This is a genomic window from Stenotrophomonas sp. KH_036_B (assembly GCF_057839485.1).
In genome coordinates this window covers 1,401,838-1,418,460 of the sequence record NZ_CM174491.1, presented here as the reverse complement: position 1 = coordinate 1,418,460, position 16,623 = coordinate 1,401,838, and the positions used below count along the sequence as shown (strand labels likewise).

14 protein-coding genes are annotated in these 16,623 nt (G+C 67.6%); 10 read left to right on the top strand and 4 right to left on the bottom strand.

Features of this window, described 5'->3' with window-relative positions:
* Positions 1-477: 477 nt before the first annotated feature.
* From lpxD to AC3ITN_RS06480, 7 genes are all read left to right on the top strand, one after another.
* A complete protein-coding gene (lpxD, locus tag AC3ITN_RS06510; RefSeq protein ID WP_489392415.1) occupies positions 478-1,500 on the top strand; it encodes a UDP-3-O-(3-hydroxymyristoyl)glucosamine N-acyltransferase in 1,023 nt (340 codons plus the stop codon).
* Entirely contained in the window at positions 1,497-1,952 is a 456-nt protein-coding gene (fabZ, locus tag AC3ITN_RS06505; RefSeq protein WP_313348415.1) for a 3-hydroxyacyl-ACP dehydratase FabZ, read from the top strand. The genes lpxD and fabZ overlap by 4 nt, the downstream gene beginning before the upstream one ends.
* On the top strand, positions 1,949-2,734 hold the full coding sequence (gene lpxA / locus AC3ITN_RS06500; protein WP_313348413.1) for an acyl-ACP--UDP-N-acetylglucosamine O-acyltransferase: 786 nt from the start codon (positions 1,949-1,951) through the stop codon (positions 2,732-2,734). The genes fabZ and lpxA overlap by 4 nt, the downstream gene beginning before the upstream one ends.
* Positions 2,731-4,020 (top strand): lipid-A-disaccharide synthase, encoded by a 1,290-nt coding sequence (lpxB, locus tag AC3ITN_RS06495; protein WP_489392414.1) that lies wholly within the window; start codon positions 2,731-2,733, stop codon positions 4,018-4,020. The genes lpxA and lpxB overlap by 4 nt, the downstream gene beginning before the upstream one ends.
* Positions 4,017-4,667 carry a ribonuclease HII gene (rnhB, locus tag AC3ITN_RS06490; RefSeq protein WP_489392413.1) on the top strand — a complete coding sequence of 217 codons (651 nt, stop codon included), beginning with the start codon at positions 4,017-4,019 and terminating at the stop codon, positions 4,665-4,667. Before lpxB ends, rnhB begins: the two co-directional genes overlap by 4 nt.
* Before the next feature lie 556 nt (positions 4,668-5,223).
* Entirely contained in the window at positions 5,224-8,805 is a 3,582-nt protein-coding gene (gene dnaE, locus AC3ITN_RS06485) for a DNA polymerase III subunit alpha (protein WP_489392412.1), read from the top strand.
* A gap of 79 nt (positions 8,806-8,884) precedes the next feature.
* Positions 8,885-9,844: an acetyl-CoA carboxylase carboxyltransferase subunit alpha gene (locus AC3ITN_RS06480; protein WP_313348409.1), complete on the top strand. Its 960-nt coding sequence runs from the start codon at positions 8,885-8,887 to the stop codon at positions 9,842-9,844.
* A 588-nt stretch (positions 9,845-10,432) separates the two neighbouring features.
* Here the strand turns inward: AC3ITN_RS06480 and AC3ITN_RS06475 are convergent.
* Positions 10,433-10,888 carry a CopD family protein gene (locus AC3ITN_RS06475; RefSeq protein ID WP_313348408.1) on the bottom strand — a complete coding sequence of 152 codons (456 nt, stop codon included), beginning with the start codon at positions 10,886-10,888 and terminating at the stop codon, positions 10,433-10,435.
* 159 nt (positions 10,889-11,047) lie between these two features.
* Here AC3ITN_RS06475 and AC3ITN_RS06470 point away from each other — a divergent pair, with 159 nt between their 5' ends.
* A complete protein-coding gene (locus AC3ITN_RS06470; RefSeq protein WP_489392411.1) occupies positions 11,048-11,644 on the top strand; it encodes a class I SAM-dependent DNA methyltransferase in 597 nt (198 codons plus the stop codon).
* A 98-nt stretch (positions 11,645-11,742) separates the two neighbouring features.
* A complete protein-coding gene (locus AC3ITN_RS06465; protein WP_313348404.1) occupies positions 11,743-13,056 on the top strand; it encodes a polyhydroxyalkanoate depolymerase in 1,314 nt (437 codons plus the stop codon).
* Positions 13,057-13,168: 112 nt separating this feature from the next.
* On the opposite strand, the gene AC3ITN_RS06460 is transcribed toward AC3ITN_RS06465, so the two are convergent.
* Together AC3ITN_RS06460 and AC3ITN_RS06455 are read right to left on the bottom strand one after the other, a co-directional pair.
* Positions 13,169-14,185 (bottom strand): sensor domain-containing protein, encoded by a 1,017-nt coding sequence (locus AC3ITN_RS06460; protein WP_489392410.1) that lies wholly within the window; start codon positions 14,183-14,185, stop codon positions 13,169-13,171.
* Positions 14,182-14,547, bottom strand: a complete 366-nt coding sequence (locus AC3ITN_RS06455; protein WP_313348400.1) for a PadR family transcriptional regulator — start codon at positions 14,545-14,547, stop codon at positions 14,182-14,184. Before AC3ITN_RS06455 ends, AC3ITN_RS06460 begins: the two co-directional genes overlap by 4 nt.
* A gap of 154 nt (positions 14,548-14,701) precedes the next feature.
* Between AC3ITN_RS06455 and AC3ITN_RS06450 the strand changes: the two genes are divergently transcribed.
* On the top strand, positions 14,702-15,601 hold the full coding sequence (locus AC3ITN_RS06450; RefSeq protein WP_489392409.1) for a peptidylprolyl isomerase: 900 nt from the start codon (positions 14,702-14,704) through the stop codon (positions 15,599-15,601).
* Between the two features lie 9 nt (positions 15,602-15,610).
* Here the strand turns inward: AC3ITN_RS06450 and AC3ITN_RS06445 are convergent, their stop codons facing one another.
* A complete protein-coding gene (locus tag AC3ITN_RS06445; RefSeq protein ID WP_489392408.1) occupies positions 15,611-16,492 on the bottom strand; it encodes a DMT family transporter in 882 nt (293 codons plus the stop codon).
* Positions 16,493-16,623 lie beyond the last annotated feature (131 nt).

The window sequence follows — 16,623 nt, the reverse complement described above, 5'->3', positions numbered from 1 at the left end:
CTGTGAGACGAGGGTGGGGTCGGTTTCCTAAACGACTGCCGTGAGACCACCCCGCGCCCGTTAACGCGTGGAATTGATTGAAAGCGCTCTAGACCTTCCCATGGCCACCGACCGACTGACAGAGGGTCGGCGGGTGCGGGGGTACGGGACCGTAGAAAACATGGGCCGGGCGCATGCGCCCGGCGGGTTGGGCAGGACGCCCAACCCAGGCCTTGCCGTGTATGCAGGATTGCATACACGTGCAAGTTTTCTACGAGCCTACATGGACGTATTCACGGCGTGTCCCGTACCCCCGCACCCGCCGGCCCTGCACGACAACCCCCGCAGCCAAAAGGCTGTTCGCCCCAATGCCAGAAGCCGCCGGGCAGAGCCCGGCGCCCTGGGACCGTATGCCAACCAGGGAGCCGCTGTTCGAACCTGACCGCCCAGAAACGCCCCCAACATGACCGAAGTCACGCCACACGGTAAACTCGCCGCGTGAACATTCCTACCTATACCGCCCAGCAACTCGCCGAGCAGTTTGGCCTGCAGGTCCATGGTGATGGCAGCACTGCCATCCATGGCGTGGCCACGCTTGCCCATGCCGGCCCCGGCCAGCTGACCTTCCTGGCCAACCCGCGCTACCGCGCCCAGCTGGCCGACAGCCAGGCCGGTATCGTGGTCCTGCGCGCCGACGATGCCGAGGCCGCGCCGGGCACCGCCCTGGTCGCCAAGGATCCGTATACCACCTTCGCCAAGATCGCCGCGCTGTTCGACATCGCGCCGACCCGCCCGCCCGGCATCCACCCGAGCGCCATCATCGATCCCGAGGCCCAGGTCGCCGCCAGCGCCCATGTTGGCCCGTTCGTCACCATCGGCGCGCGCAGCGTCGTCGGCGAGAACTGCATCGTCGGCGCCGGCAGCATCATTGGTGAGGATTGCAGCCTGGACAGCGGCTGCGAACTGATCGCCCGCGTCACCCTGGTCACCCGCGTGAAGCTCGGCAAGCGCGTGCGCATCCACCCCGGCGCCGTGCTCGGCGCCGATGGCTTCGGCCTGGCCATGGACGCGGGCAGCTGGATCAAGGTGCCCCAGCTCGGCGGCGTGCGCATCGGCGACGACTGCGAAATCGGCGCCAACACCTGCGTCGACCGTGGTGCCCTTGAAGATACCGTGCTCGACAACGACGTGCGCCTGGACAACCTGGTCCAGATCGCCCACAACGTCCAGATCGGCGCCCACTCGGCCATTGCCGGCTGCACCGGCATCGCCGGCAGCGCCAAGATCGGCCGTTACTGCCTGCTCGGCGGCGCCGTCGGCGTCGTTGGCCACCTCGAGATCTGCGACAAGGTGGTCATCACCGGCAAATCCGTGGTGCGCAACTCCATCCATGAGCCAGGCGAGTATTCGTCCGGCACCCCACTGACCGACAATCGCACGTGGCGCAAGAACGCCGCGCGCTTCAAGCAGCTTGATGCCCTGGCCCGTCGCATCCTGTCTGTAAGCAAGGAGAAGGAATGAGCCACGAACAGAAGCTGCCGGACATCACCCAGATCCAGGCGCTGATCCCGCACCGCTACCCGTTCCTGCTGGTCGACAAGGTGATCGCGATCGACTACGAGAAGCGCACCATCATCGCCACCAAGAACGTCAGCATCAACGAACCGTTCTTCCAGGGCCACTTCCCCAGCCAGCCGATCATGCCCGGCGTGCTGATCATCGAAGCCATGGCCCAGGCCGGCGGCGTGCTGACCCAGCTCACCCTGGGCCGCGATGCGCAGTCCAAGCTGTTCTACATGGTGAAGGTCGACAAGGCCCGCTTCAGCAAGCAGGTCGTGCCCGGCGACGTGCTTGAGATGCACGTCGAGATCAAGCGCGTGATCCGCAACATGGCGGTGTACGACTGCGTGGCCAAGGTCGACGGCGAAGTGGTCGCCTGCGCCGAAGTGCTCTGCGCCGGCACCCGCGAATGACCGCGCCGCTCATCCACCCCACCGCAGTGATCGACCCGTCGGCGACGTTGGCGGCGGACGTCCGCGTGGGTGCGTTCTGCCTGATCGGTGCCGACGTGGTGATCGGCGAAGGCACCGAGATCGGCCCGCACTGCTCCATCCACGGTCCCACCCGGATCGGGCGCAACAACCGCTTCATCGGCCATGCCGCCATCGGCGGCGAACCGCAGGACAAGAAGTACAACGCCGAGCGCACCGAGCTGGTGATCGGCGACGACAACGTGATCCGCGAGTTCGTCACCATCAACCGCGGCACCGCCGGCGGCGGTGGCATCACCACGGTCGGCAACGACAACTGGATGCTCGCCTACACCCACGTCGCCCATGATTGCCACGTCGGCAACCACTGCGTGTTCTCCAACAACACCACGCTGGCCGGCCACGTGACGGTGGGCGACTACGTGATCATCAGCGGCTTCGCCGGTGCGCACCAGTTCTGCCGGATCGGCGCGCATGCGTTCCTCGGCATGGGCGCGCTGACCAACGGTGACGTACCGCCGTTCACCATGGTCGGCAGCGACTCGCTGGGCCGCCCGCGCGGCATCAACAGTGAAGGGCTCAAGCGCCGCGGCTTCGATGCCGAGCGCATCGCCAGCATCAAGCGCGCCTACCGCACCCTGTATGTCGCCGGCCTGCCGCTGGCCGAGGCCAAGGTCCAGCTCGCCGAGCAGGCCGCGCACAGCCCCGACGTCAAGGACATGCTGGACTTCATTGAACACGCCGAGAGGCCGCTGCTGCGATGACCGGCCCGGGCGGACAGCTCCCCTCCGGCACCACCGCCGAGATCATTCCGCTTTCGGCGGCGCTCGGCGCGATGGCGACCGCGCAGGCGGCGTTGCCGATCCATGCCAATGGCTCCACGCGACCGCTGCGGATCGCACTGGTCGCCGGCGAAGCCTCCGGCGATCTGCTCGGTGCCGGACTGGTGCGCGAGCTGCAGCGGCGCTTCCCCAACGCCGAGTTCGCCGGCATCGGCGGCGATGCCATGCGCAACGCCGGCTGCCTGACCTGGTTCGACGCCAGCGAGCTGGCGGTGATGGGGCTCACCGAGATCCTGCGCCACCTGCCGCGCCTGCTCAAACTGCGCGGCGAGTTCCGCACGCGCGCGCTTGAGTGGCAGCCGGACGTGTTCATCGGCATCGACGCACCCGACTTCAACCTGGGCGTGGAGCGCTGGCTGAAGGAACGCGGCATCACCACCGTGCACTACGTCAGCCCTTCGGTCTGGGCCTGGCGCGAGAAGCGCGCGGAGAAGATCGGCGCCAGCGCCGACCTGGTGCTGTGCCTGTTCCCGATGGAGCCGCCGATCTACGCGCGTCACGGCATCGACGCCCGCTTCGTCGGGCACCCGATGGCCGACGACATTCCGCTGAGCAACGATCGCGAGGCGGCCCGCGCCGCGCTCGGGCTGCCCTCCAACGCGAAGGTGCTGGCGGTGCTGCCGGGCAGTCGGCTGGGTGAGATCAGCAGGCTGGGCGGGGCCTTCTTCGAAGCGGCCTGGCAGGTGTCCGAGCGCATCCCCGGGCTGCATGTGGTGGTGCCCGCGGCCAACCCGGCCTGCCGGCGCCTGATCCAGGAGCAGCTGTCGCGCTCGGCGCTGCCGGTGGCGCACTCGCACCTGCTCGACGGCGAGGCGCGTACGGCGATGATCGCCGCGGACGTGGTGGTGCTGGCGTCCGGCACGGCCACGCTGGAAACCATGCTAGTGAAGCGCCCGATGGTGGTCGGCTATCGCGTGGCGGAGCTGACCTACCGCATCGTCAAGGCGCTGGGGCTGATCAAGGTCGACCGCTTCGCGCTGCCCAACATCCTGGCCGGCAAGGACCTGGCGCCGGAGCTGATCCAGCACGACTGCGTGCCGGACAAGCTGGCGGCGGCGATCCTGCAGTGGTTCGACCACCCGCAGCGCGCGGTGGACCTGCAGGACACCTACCAGAAGCTGCACCTGCAGCTGCGCCAGGACGCCTCGGCACGCGCGGCCGACGCGGTGGCCGAGCTGCTGGCACGCAAGCGCGACGCGGCGGCATGAGCCGCAGGCACGCCGCGGCGGCATCGCTGGCGCTCTTCGACGGGGCCGCGCTGGCCACGGTGGCGCCGCGCTACGTGGCGGGCGTGGACGAAGCCGGACGCGGTCCGCTGGCCGGTCCGGTCGCGGTGGCGGCGGTGGTGTTCTGCCCGGACCGTCCCCGCCTGAACGGGCTGGACGATTCCAAGCAGCTCACGGCGCTGCGCCGCGACCAGCTGTTCGACAAGATCCAGCAGCGTGCGCTGGCCTTCCACGTGGTGATGGTGGACGTGGGCGAGATCGATACGCTCAACATCTACCAGGCGACGATGCTCGGCATGCGCCGGGCGGTGGAAGGTGTAGCGCACGTGGCGCAGTTCGCACGCATCGACGGCAACGTGGTCCCGAAGGGCCTTCCCTGTCCGGCGCAGGCACTGGTCGGCGGCGACGCGCTCGACCGCGCGATCATGGCGGCCTCCATCCTGGCCAAGGTCAGCCGAGACCGTTACATGCTGGACCTGCACGCGCAGCACCCCGAGTATGGCTTCAACCAGCACAAGGGCTACGGCACGCCAGCGCACCTCGCCGCCCTGCGCACCCACGGCCCCTGCCCCCAGCACCGCCGAAGCTTCGCGCCGGTGCGGGATTGCGCGGTCGCCAGCATCGCGTAGCGCCGGGCTTTGCCCGGCTTCATGCCTTTTGGCGAACAGCCGGTGGGCGATGGTTCCCTCGGTTTGGCGGGACGGTGCGGGTTTGCGGGGGACGCCGTGAATACGTCCTTGTAGGCTTGTAGAAAACATCCATGTTTTCTACACCCCCGCAAACCCGCCCCGACCCGCCTTTGACAGTTGGCCGGTGGCCATGGACAACGCAACGGCACACCGCGTGAGATCTGGCGCATGGCACGTCACCTGCGGTTTTGGCGTTGGATGGCGGTTTTCCGCTTTTCCATGAGCACCGGCCTTCTATCGAAGGGGTGGCGGGGGTAGGGGCGCGGGACCGTAGAAAACATGGATGTTTTCTACGAGCCCCCATGGACGGGTTCACGGCGTGTCCCGCGACCCTGCACCCGCCACCCCTACACCGACAGCGCCGACGCCCCGGCTTCACCGCCGTTGCTTTCGCCGTAAAAAACAACCTGAACCCAGCCGCCCACCCCGCACCCTGTCAAGCCTTGTTCCGCTTGCGGCGCGCGGATACCCTGACCAGGCATTACATTGGCCCGGCATGACCACTTCCCGTTTCGTACATCTCCACGTCCACACCGAGTTTTCGCTGGCGGATTCGACCATCCGTGTCCCCGCGAAACCGGATCAGGCTGACCCGAAGAAAGCCAAGCAGGCCAACCTGCTCAGCCGCGCCGTCGAACTGAAACTGCCCGCATTGGCAGTGACCGACCTGAACAACCTGTTCGCCCTGGTCAAGTTCTACAAGGCGGCCGAAACCGTCGGCATCAAGCCCATTGCCGGTGCCGACATCATGATCGCCGAAGAGGGCATGACCCCCTGGCGCATGACCCTGCTGTGTCGCGACCGCGAAGGCTACCTAAGCCTCTCGCGCCTGCTGACCCGCGCCTGGATGGAAGGCCACCGCCCCGAAGGCGGCGTGGCCGTGCACCCCGACTGGCTCAAGGCCGGTTGTCACAACCTGTTTGCCCTCGCCGGCCGCGACAGCCTGGCTGGACGCCTGGCCGGCGAAGGCCGTCATGACCTGGCCGAACAGCAGCTCGCCGACTGGCAGCGTGTGTTCGGCGACGGCCTGCACCTGGAACTCACCCGTACCGGCCGCGACGGCGAAGAAGCCTTCAACCAGTTTGCCCTCGTTGCCGCCGGCCAGCGCGGCCTGCCGGTCGTGGCCAGCAACGATGTGCGGTTCCTGCGCCCGGACGATTTCAGCGCCCACGAAGCGCGCGTGTGCATCTCCTCCGGCCGCGTGCTGGATGATCCCAAGCGCCCGCGCGACTACAGCGACCAGCAGTACCTCAAATCGCCCGAAGAGATGTGCGCGCTGTTCGCCGACATCCCCGATGCGATCGACAACACGCTGGCGCTGGCCGAGCGCTGCAACATCGAGATGCGGCTGGGCACCTACTTCCTGCCCAACTACCCGGTGCCGGAAAACGAAACGCTGGACAGCTGGATCTGCAGCGAATCGCGCAAGGGCCTGGAAGCGCGCCTCGAAAAGAATCCGCTGGCCGAAGGCAAGACCCGCGCCGATTATTTCGAGCGCCTGGAATTCGAGCTCTCCACCATCATCAAGATGGGCTTCCCCGGCTACTTCCTGATCGTGGCCGACTTCATCCAGTGGGGCAAGAACCAGGGCATCCCGATCGGGCCTGGCCGTGGTTCCGGTGCCGGCTCGCTGGTGGCGTGGGCGCTGCAGATCACCGATCTGGATCCCATTCCGTACAACCTGCTGTTCGAGCGGTTCCTCAACCCCGAACGCGTGTCGATGCCCGACTTCGACATCGACTTCTGCATGGACCGCCGCGACGAAGTCATCGACTACGTCGCGCGCAAGTACGGCCGCGAACGCGTCAGCCAGATCATCACCTACGGCACCATGGCCGCCAAGGCCGTGGTGCGCGACTCCGGGCGCGTGCTCGGCTTCCCGTACGGTCTGGTCGACGGGGTCTCCAAGCTGATCCCGAACATCCTGGGCATCTCGCTCAAGGATGCGATGGGCGAAGGCAAGGATTCGGAAATGGCGTCGCCGGAGCTGATCCAGCGCTACCAGAACGAAGACGACGTGCGCGACCTGATCGACCTGGCGCGCCAGCTCGAGGATCTCACCCGCAACGCCGGCAAGCATGCCGGTGGCGTGGTGATCGCGCCCGAGCCGCTGGCCGAGTTCTGCCCGCTGTTCGCCGAACACGACGAAGGCGGACGCGGCCGCAACCCGGTTACCCAGTTCGACAAGAACGACGTCGAAGAAATCGGCCTGGTGAAGTTCGACTTCCTCGGCCTGCGCACGCTGACGATCATCGATTGGGCGGTCAAGGCGATCAACAAGCGCCATGCCCGTGCCGGCATCCCGCCGGTGGACATCACCGCACTGCCGCTCGACGATGCCCCCACCTACAAGGACATCTTCGCCAACGGCAACACCGGCGCGGTGTTCCAGTTCGAATCCTCGGGCATGCGCCGCCTGCTGAAGGACGCGCGTCCCGACCGCTTTGAAGACCTCATCGCGCTGGTGTCGCTGTACCGCCCCGGCCCGATGGACCTGATTCCCTCCTTCAACGCGCGAAAGCACGGGCAGGAAGAAATCATCTACCCCGATCCGCGTACAGAAGCGATCCTGAAAGACACCTACGGCATCATGGTGTACCAGGAGCAGGTCATGCAGATGGCGCAGATCGTGGGCGGTTACTCGCTCGGCGGCGCCGACCTGCTGCGCCGCGCGATGGGCAAGAAGGTGCCGGCCGAAATGGCCAAGCACCGCGAGATCTTCCGCGAAGGTGCGGCCAAGGGCGGCGTGGACGGCCCCAAGGCCGACGAGATCTTCGATTTGATGGAGAAGTTCGCCGGCTACGGCTTCAACAAGTCGCACGCCGCCGCCTACGCGCTGGTCAGCTACCAGACCGCGTGGCTCAAGCGGCATTACCCGGCCGAGTTCATGGCGGCCACGCTGTCCTCGGACATGGACAACACCGACAAGGTGGTGGGCTTCCTGGCCGAAGTGCGCAACCTCGGCCTGACCGTGCTGCCGCCGCGCGTGAACGACTCGGCGTACATGTTCGAGGCGTCCAGCGCCGACACCATCCAGTACGGGCTGGGCGCCATCAAGGGCGTGGGCCAGGGCGCCTGCGAAGCGGTGGTCGACGAGCGCCTGGCCAAGGGCCGCTACGAATCGCTGCTGGATTTCTGCATGCGCATCGAGTCGGGCAAGCTCAACCGGCGCACGCTCGAAGCGATGATCAACTGCGGCGCGCTCGACGGCCTGGGCAGGAACCGCGCCTCGCTGATGCTGCAGCTGCCGGAAGTGCTCAAGGCCACCGACCAGATGTCGCGCGAGAAGGCCTCCGGCCAGAACTCGCTGTTCGGCGCCCCCGACCCGGTCAGCACCGCGCTGCAGCTGGACCTGCCCGAGGCCAAGGAATGGGCGCTGGGCCAGCTGCTGGACGGTGAACGCGAAACGCTGGGCTTCTATCTCAGCGGCCACCCGTTCGACCCGTACGCCGACGACGTCAAGGAGCTGGTGGGGACCGACCTGGGCATGCTGGAGAAGCTCATCCCGCCCGCCCGTCCGAGCAAGGATGGCGAGAAGCGCGCCTGGCGCCAGGAAACCCCGGTGATCCTGGCCGGGCTGGTGGTGGGCGTACGGCGCAAGGGCGAAAGCCAGATCTTCATGCAGCTTGAGGACGGCAAGGGCCGGGTCGAATGCAGCGCGTTCACCGACGGCCTGGCCGAGTTCGGCCACCTGATGACCAAGGATCGCATCCTGGTGGTCAAGGGCGGCCTGCGCGAGGACGAGTTCAATGGCGGCTACGCGCTGCGCATCCGCCAGGTCTGGGACTTCGAAGAGATCTGCGCCAATTACGCCACCCGCCTGTCACTGCGCCTCGACCTGCGCCAGGGCGAGCCGGTATGGAGCCGGGTCAACGCCCTGCTCGACCGCCACCGTCCGGGCCGCACGCCGCTGCGGCTGGACCTGCTGCTGGGCACCGGGCAGGGTCCGGTGGCCGGCATGCTCGACGTCGCCGGCGATGTGGCCGTGCGCGTGGACAGCCAGCTGGTCGATGCGCTGCGGGCCGACCCGGCCGTGCGCACCCTGAAGGTGCGTTACAGTCCGCCATGGGCCAATTAGGCCCGGACCAGACGACGGCGTACGGGGCATTTAGACGCATTCGGCTACACTTTCCCTCTTTTCTTCACGACGGCTTCCGATGAATCCGAACTACCTCGACTTCGAGCAACCCATCGCTGATCTGGAGGCAAAGATCCAGGAGCTGCGCAGCGCAAGCGCGGGCCCGGCGGTCAATGTCGAGGCCGAAGTGCGCACCCTGCAGGACAAGCTGCGGGTGCGCACCGCGCAGATCTTCCGCAACCTGACCTCGTGGCAGGTGCTGCAGCTGGCCCGTCACCCCTCGCGTCCGTATACCGCCGACTACATCCGCATCTTCTGCGATGAGTTCCAGGAGCTGGCCGGTGACCGTGCCTTCGCCGACGACAAGGCCATCATGGGCGGCCTGGCCCGCATCGGTGGCCGCTCGGTGATGCTGATCGGGCACCAGAAGGGCCGCGATACCAAGGAAAAGATCAGGCGCAACTTCGGCATGCCCAAGCCGGAGGGCTACCGCAAGGCGCTGCGCCTGATGAAGATGGCCGAACGCTTCGGGCTGCCGGTGCTGACCCTGATCGACACCGCCGGCGCCTGGCCGGGCATCGACGCCGAATCGCGTGGCCAGTCCGAGGCGATCGCGCGCAACCTGATGGAAATGGCCGAACTGAAGGTGCCGGTGATCTGCACCGTGATCGGCGAAGGTGGCTCCGGTGGCGCGCTCGCGCTGGGTGTGGGCGACCGCACCGTGATGCTGGAGTACAGCGTGTATTCCACGATCACCCCGGAAGGCTGCGCCTCGATCCTCTGGAAGGACGCCGGCAAGGCCAAGGATGCCGCCGAGCAGCTGGGCATGACCGCCCCGCGCCTGAAGGGCCTGGGCCTGATCGACAAGATGGTGCGCGAGCCGACCGGCGGTGCGCACCGCAACCCGACCCAGATGGCCAAGCGCCTGAAGGCCGTGCTGCTCAACGAGCTGGACGCGCTGGAAAAGCTGTCCACCGAAGAACTGCTGCAGAAGCGTTACGAGCGCCTGCGCAGCTACGGGGCGTACGAAGCGGCCTGATGGGCTGCGGCGTGCTTCGCCACGAAAAACCGGGCCATGCGCCCGGTTTTTTTTGGCTCTTCGCCCACCCGCGCCAAGCGTCCCGTTCCTAGGGCCGTAGAAGCTTGGTGCAGGGTCTTCGATCACGTTCATCGCGAGCGTTGAGGGCCCCGTCCCGGCCGGCAGGCCCCTATGCAAATGTCCCCCGGCGTCGGCCTGCGCCGCCGCCTCCTCCTTTACTTTGCCAGGGACCTACCGCCCGCGACGGGGCTCGGCTTGCGGTTGGCGATGGAAAAGCGGAAGTCAGGGTGCAACGCCGGTGGGTCGAGTGCCGGGGCGCCTTGCCCTTGTAGGCGAAGTAAAGGAGGAGGGGGCGGCCACAGGCCGACGCCGGGGGACATTCGCCGGAAAGGGTAAGGCGACCCGGCGCTCGATTCACCGGCAGCCGCTGTCGAGGGACATTCACAGGCAAGGGTATGGCGGCCCCGCGCTCGCCCCACCGGCAGCCGCTGTTGAGCGACCTTCGCCGGCAAGGGCAAGGCGGCCCGGCGCTCGATCCACCGGCAGCCGCGTTCCGGTAGCTCACGACCGTTGGTCGTGAGCTGACAATCAGAACGGCTTGGCCAATACCAACCACACCACCCCGATGAACAGCACCAGCGGCAGCTCGTTGAACCAGCGCAGCGCGCGCGACGACGGCAGCGTGCGGCCCCGCACCGCCCCCTTGAGCAGGCGCCCGGTCCACGAGTAATAGACCAGCAGCAGCACCACCAGGCCCAGCTTGGCGTGCAGCCAGCCCGCCGCGCCCGGGGCCACCATGGTCGGGAAGTCCGGAATCACCCGGTAGCCCAGCCACAGTACCAGGCCCAGGATCAGCGCCAGGCCGAACATCATGTGGCCGAACCTGTACAAGCGAAGCCCCATCAACTGCAGGCGCTCGGTCACCGGTAGCTGGCCGGCGGTCTCGCTGAGGTTGACCAGGATCCGCGGCAGGTAGAACACCGCCGCCATCCACGCCACCACGAACAGCAGGTGGAAGGTTTTGACCCAGTAGTAGGACTGCATGCGCGGGCTCCGGCGGCTGGCGTGGATGGGCCGCCATTCTCGCATGCCGGATTGGGCCGCCCCATGGGGGACTGAAGCGACCCATTGCCACACCCGGACGACGCATCCGCGCCCCCACACCGTACGATAAGCGCCGCTTTCACCCAAACGCACATGCCCATGGAAAAGACCTACGACGCCGCCTACTTCCAGCGCTGGTACCAGCCCGACCAGACCGGTGGCGCCGCGCGCCTGGCGCGCAAGGTGGCGCTGGCCGTGGCCAGCGCCGAGTACTACCTGGAACGGCCGATCCGCAGCGTGCTCGACATCGGCTGCGGTGAGGGCGCATGGCGCGCACCGCTGCTCAAGCTGCGTCCACGCGTGCAGTATCTGGGCTTCGACAGCAGCGAGTACGCCGTACAGCGCTATGCGCGCAGCCGCAACCTGCGCCCTGCCCGGGTCGGTGATTTCGCCTGGCTGCGCCCCTGCCCGCCGGTCGACCTGCTGGTGTGCTCGGATGTGATGCATTACGTGCCCACCCGGGAGCTGCGCCCCGCCCTGGCCGGCTTCGCCGAGCTCACTGGGGGCGTCGCCTTCCTGGAAGCATTCACCGCCGAGGACGAATTCGAGGGCGACCACGAAGGCTTCCAGGCCCGCCCTGCGGCCTGGTACCGTCGCCAGCTCAATGCGGAGGGCTTCACCGCGCTGGGCTCGCACTGCTGGCTTTCGCCCGCGCTCGCCGGGCACGCCGCCGCGCTGGAACGCGGCGACCGCTGATCTCGCGGCCAATTGAGACAGGCGTCGCCTATTAACGCGCGACTGCCCCGGGTGGAGTATGCTGCGCGGCAACATAAGACCATACATATTCGGACGTCATGCTCTATCAACTGCATGAGTTGACCCGCAACATGCTCGCCCCGTGGGTGCACCAGGCCCAGGCCAACGCCAGGTTCTTCGCCAACCAGGGCCACTGGTGGTCGCAGATGCCCGGCGCCGATCGCCTGGCGGCGGTCAATGAGCTGTTCCATCGCATCGGCAAGGATTACGAGAAGCCCGAGTGGGGCATCAACGAAATCGAGGTCGAGGGCGAGCGCGTGCCCATCGTGGTGCACGAAGAGGTGAGCAAGCCGTTCTGCAAGCTGCTGCGCTTCAAGCGCCACAGCAACGAAGCCGACCAGCTCAACACCATGCTCAACCAGCCGTTCGTGCTGGTGGTGGCGCCGCTGTCCGGGCACCACGCCACGCTGCTGCGCGATACCGTGCGCACCCTGCTGCGCGACCACCGCGTGTACGTCACCGACTGGGTCGACGCGCGCATGGTACCGGGCAGCGACGGCGAGTTCGGACTCGACGACTACATCGCCTACGTGCAGGAATTCATCCGCCACCTCGGTGCCGAGAAGCTGCACGTGGTGAGCGTGTGCCAGCCGACCGTACCGGTGCTGGCTGCTGTGTCGCTGATGGCCAGCCGCGGCGAAACCACGCCGCGTTCGCTGGTGATGATGGGCGGGCCGATCGATGCACGCTGCAGCCCGACCGCGGTGAACAACCTGGCCACGCAGAACCCGCTGTCGTGGTTCGAGAACAACGTCATCCACACCGTGCCGCCGGGCTATCCCGGCGCGGGGCGTCGCGTGTATCCGGGCTTCCTGCAGCACGCCGGTTTCCTGTCGATGAACCCCAGCCGCCACTTCAGTTCGCACTGGGACTTCTACGCCGACCTGGTGAAGGGCGACATGGAAGACGCCGACGCGCACCGCCGTTTCTATGACGAATACAACGCGGTGCTCGACATGCCCGCGCGTTACTACCTGGACACCATCCAGGTGGTGTTCCAGGAATTCCTGCTGCCGCGTGGCGAGTGGTACGTGCAGGGCGAGCGTGTCGATCCGGGCGCGATCACCGGCACGGCCCTGCTGAGCATCGAAGGCGAACTGGACGACATCGCCGGCCTGGGCCAGACCGAGGCCGCGCAGGAACTGTGCACCGGTATTCCGGCCGAGCGCCGTGAGCATTTCATCGTCGAGGGCGCGGGCCACTACGGCATCTTCAGTGGCCGCCGCTGGCGCGAAACCGTGTACCCGAAGGTGCGCGATTTCTTCGCGGCCAATGCGCAGGCGGCGGCAAAGCCGAAGAAGGCGACCAAGGCCGCCAGCAATGTCACGCCGATCCGCAAAAAAGCGGGGTGACGGGGGGATCGACCCACGGTCGATACCTGCCGCGCGGGATGACAACCGTTGGTCGCCATCCCGATGCATGCACTTCCGGTAGGTGACGACCGTTGGTCGTCACCTCCGATACCTACAAACGCACCAGCAGATGTTTCGCCATCTGCCCGTGCAGGTGGCCGATGAAGCGCGCCAGGTGCATGGTGCAGAACAACAGCGCCACACCCAGTACGGCCAGCGCCGGGGTGGCCCACAGCGGCAGCACCACCAGTTCGCTTTCGAAGTACAGGCTCGGCGCGCCCAGCGCGAACATCGAGGCCACCGGCGCCCAGATGAAGACCAGCGACACCGTCAGCAGCGTTACCGCGATGGTGAAGTACAGGATGCCCAGCGGCAGCATCAGCATGAAGTACAGCATCGTCAGCCAGGTGCGCCCATCGGTGAACATGTCGCCGATGCGCTGCAGCCAGCTGCGGCTGCGATCGGCATAGCGCGGCCGGCGCGGCATGCGTTCACCCAGCAGCACTTCCACCAGCCGGCCTTCGAGCAGTGCCAGGCCGCGTACCGAGCCGAAGAACAGCACCGTCATCGGTATGCCGATGATCAGCACGATCAGGCCCAGCGACATCGACAGCCCGGTGATCACCCAGGTGAAGAAGAAGATGCCGGTCGCCAGCGACAGCAGCATGTAGAACAGCGCCCCGTAGGTGCGCGGCTCCAGCGCCACGCCGAAGAAGCGCGCCAGCCCCGAACGCGGCGGCGGCGGCATGCGGTCCGTCGGCGGCGCCCCGCCGCCCGCGGCTGCGGTCGCGGTGGCTACGTCGGGTGCCACCTGGGCCGGCACCACCCGTGCGATCGGGCGCACGCTGGCGCTCGGCGTGCGCAGCGCGCGGTTCACGGTGATCTCGGTCTCGCGGTAGATCTCGGCCACTTCCTCCGGCGCGCCGTAACTGCCCGCCACGTCGGCAATGACCTCGGCCTCGCTGCGGCCGGGCTGCGCCGCCAGTTCCGAGCGCAGATACTCCTCGGCGTCATACAGCGCGTCCTGCACCATGGCCGGGTCGGCGTCGTGCAGCGCCGCGCGCAGCTGGGCCAGGTACTGCCCGATGGTGGTCGGCAGGCTCTCGCCCGCCCTGGTCTGGTCGTTCATTGCAGTACCCCCTCCAACACGGAATCCACGGAATCGCGGGTGGCGCGCCAGGCCTGGATCCATTGCTCCAGCACCTCGCGGCCACGTTCGTTGATGCGGTAGTAGCGGCGCGGTGGCCCGGCCACCGACGGTTCGATATGGCTTTCCAGCAGACCGGCCCCTTCCAGGTTGCGCAGGACCGGGTACAGCGCGCTCTGCTTGCCGCTCAGCACGCCTTCGCCGACCCGCTCCAGCTCCTTGGCAATCAGGTAGCCGTACAGCGGCTCGCCCGCCTTGGCCAGCACCGCCAGCAGGGCCAGCGAAACGGTGCCGGCGCTGAGCTCCTTCTGGAACTTCTTCAGGTGGGCCTCGTGGTCGCTCATGACGATCTCCAGCTAGCGTGGAGTCAACACTAGTGCGAAGTCAGCTATAGCGAACGTGCCGTTAGTCACCCTGCCGCCGGACAGGGGCCCGGCCCGCTGGCGGCCGGTGCCAGGCATCGCGCAGAATCGGGGATCTTCCAGCCCGGGATCCACCATGTCGCCACGCCGTCCTGCCCTGCTCGCACTTGCCCTCGCCTGCCTGCTCCCGGGGCTTGCCACGGCGGCCACGCCCTACCGCAGTGCGCAGCAGATCCTGGAGGCGTCACCGGCGAGCGACTGGCGCACGCCGGACCCGGCCAACCTGCTGCTGATGAACCTGGATGCGGGCCAGGTGGTGATCGAGCTGGCCCCCACGTTCGCGCCACAGCATGTGGCCAACATCCAGACGTTTGCGCACGAGCACTTCTGGGACGGCGAAAGCATCTACCGCGCGCAGGACAACTTCGTGGTGCAGTTCGGCGACGCCGATGCCGACGATGCCGCCAAGGCCAAACCGCTGGGCTCGGCCAAGCGCAAGCTGCCGGCGGAATTCCAGCGCGACAGCGCAGGGCTGAAGGTCAGCGTGCTCCCGGACCGCGACGGCTGGGCCGACCGCACCGGTTTCGTGGACGGCTTTGCGGTCGCCCAGGACGCGAAGGACGGCAGGACCTGGCTGGCGCACTGCTACGGCGCGCTGGGTGCCGGCCGCAACAACGACGAAGACAGCAGCATCGGTGCCGAGCTGTACGTGGTGACCGGGCAGTCGCCGCGCCAGCTGGACCGCAACATCACCGTGGTAGGACGCGTGCTGAAGGGCATGGAGCTGCTCAGCGCGCTGCCGCGTGGACCGGCGCCGATGGGCTTCTATGCCGACGCCGGCCAGCGCACGACGATCCGGTCGATCCAACGCGTCAGCGACCTGCCCGAGGCACAGCGGCCGACGCTGCAGGTGCTGCGTACCGATTCGAAGACGTTCACCGATACGGTCGAGGCGCGGCGCAACCGGGTGGATGACTTCTACAAGCGCGCCGCGGGGCATATCGACCTGTGCAACATTCCGGTGCCGGTGCGCTGATCGCCCCCGTCACCGCTTCTGGCTGGCCGCCACGCTGCCGAGGATCAACGCGCCGGCGACCACCATCGCCCAGGTCACCGGCTCGCCCAGGAACAGCCAGGCAAACAATGCGCCGAACATCGGCACCAGGTAGGTCACGGTGGACGCGCGGGCCGGTCCGATGCGGGCGATCAGACGGTAGAACATGAGGAACGCGAAGCCGGTGCAGACCACGCCCAAGGCGATGGCACAGGCCCAGGACAGCGTCGGGATCGGTGCGCTGGGCCAGTGGGTCAGCGCCATCGGCAGCATCAGCAGTGCGGCGCTGCCCAAGGTGGCGCCGGCCGACGCCGCCGGCGGCAGGCCGGTCATGTGGCGCTTCACCAGATTCACCCCCAGCCCGTACAGCAGCGCGGCCAGCGAGCCGGCAATCACGGCCGCGCCGATGCTCAGCCCGGACACCTTGGCCGTGGCCAGCACCACCACGCCGGCAAACCCGACCAGCAACGCGATGGCGCGGCGCATGCCGATCTTCTCGCCGAACAGCAGGAAGGCGATCAGCGCGGCGAACAGCACCGTCATGGCGTTGCAGATCGCTCCGATGGCGGCGGGGGCGCGCTGCGCGGCCCACGCGAACAGGACGAACGGAATGGCCGAGTTGATCAGGCCGATCGGCACCAGCCACCGCCAGCGGCGTGCCGGGAACTGCGCGCGCGCCTGCCAGAGGAACGGCAGCAGCACCAGCGCGCCCAGCAGCAGGCGCACCTCGACCAGCGCGTAGGGGCCGAACGACGGCACCGCCACGCGCATGAACAGGAACGAGCACCCCCAGATCGCGCCCAGCAGGGTCAGTTCCAGCGGCGTGCGCCAGTCGCGCTCAACCACCCCGGCCGCCACGGGCGCCCCGCTCACGAGCGGCCCCCGGTGGCGCGTCGGCAGGCAGGTGAACAACGCGACACGAACAGGATCATGGCAAAGGCTCCGGGAATCAGGGGCACAGCATCCGCCGGCCGCCCGCACCCCACAAGCGCGTAGTATCCATG

Excerpts from the sequence above, each read along its gene's own strand:
- dnaE (WP_489392412.1), top strand. The coding sequence starts at position 5,224 with ATGACCACTTCCCGTTTCGTACATCTCCACGTCCACACCGAGTTTTCG.
- AC3ITN_RS06470 (WP_489392411.1), top strand. The coding sequence starts at position 11,048 with ATGGAAAAGACCTACGACGCCGCCTACTTCCAGCGCTGGTACCAGCCC.
- AC3ITN_RS06460 (WP_489392410.1), bottom strand. The coding sequence starts at position 14,185 with ATGAACGACCAGACCAGGGCGGGCGAGAGCCTGCCGACCACCATCGGG.
- AC3ITN_RS06480 (WP_313348409.1), top strand. The coding sequence starts at position 8,885 with ATGAATCCGAACTACCTCGACTTCGAGCAACCCATCGCTGATCTGGAG.
- AC3ITN_RS06455 (WP_313348400.1), bottom strand. The coding sequence starts at position 14,547 with ATGAGCGACCACGAGGCCCACCTGAAGAAGTTCCAGAAGGAGCTCAGC.
- fabZ (WP_313348415.1), top strand. The coding sequence starts at position 1,497 with ATGAGCCACGAACAGAAGCTGCCGGACATCACCCAGATCCAGGCGCTG.
- lpxA (WP_313348413.1), top strand. The coding sequence starts at position 1,949 with ATGACCGCGCCGCTCATCCACCCCACCGCAGTGATCGACCCGTCGGCG.
- AC3ITN_RS06475 (WP_313348408.1), bottom strand. The coding sequence starts at position 10,888 with ATGCAGTCCTACTACTGGGTCAAAACCTTCCACCTGCTGTTCGTGGTG.
- rnhB (WP_489392413.1), top strand. The coding sequence starts at position 4,017 with ATGAGCCGCAGGCACGCCGCGGCGGCATCGCTGGCGCTCTTCGACGGG.
- AC3ITN_RS06465 (WP_313348404.1), top strand. The coding sequence starts at position 11,743 with ATGCTCTATCAACTGCATGAGTTGACCCGCAACATGCTCGCCCCGTGG.
- lpxB (WP_489392414.1), top strand. The coding sequence starts at position 2,731 with ATGACCGGCCCGGGCGGACAGCTCCCCTCCGGCACCACCGCCGAGATC.
- AC3ITN_RS06450 (WP_489392409.1), top strand. The coding sequence starts at position 14,702 with ATGTCGCCACGCCGTCCTGCCCTGCTCGCACTTGCCCTCGCCTGCCTG.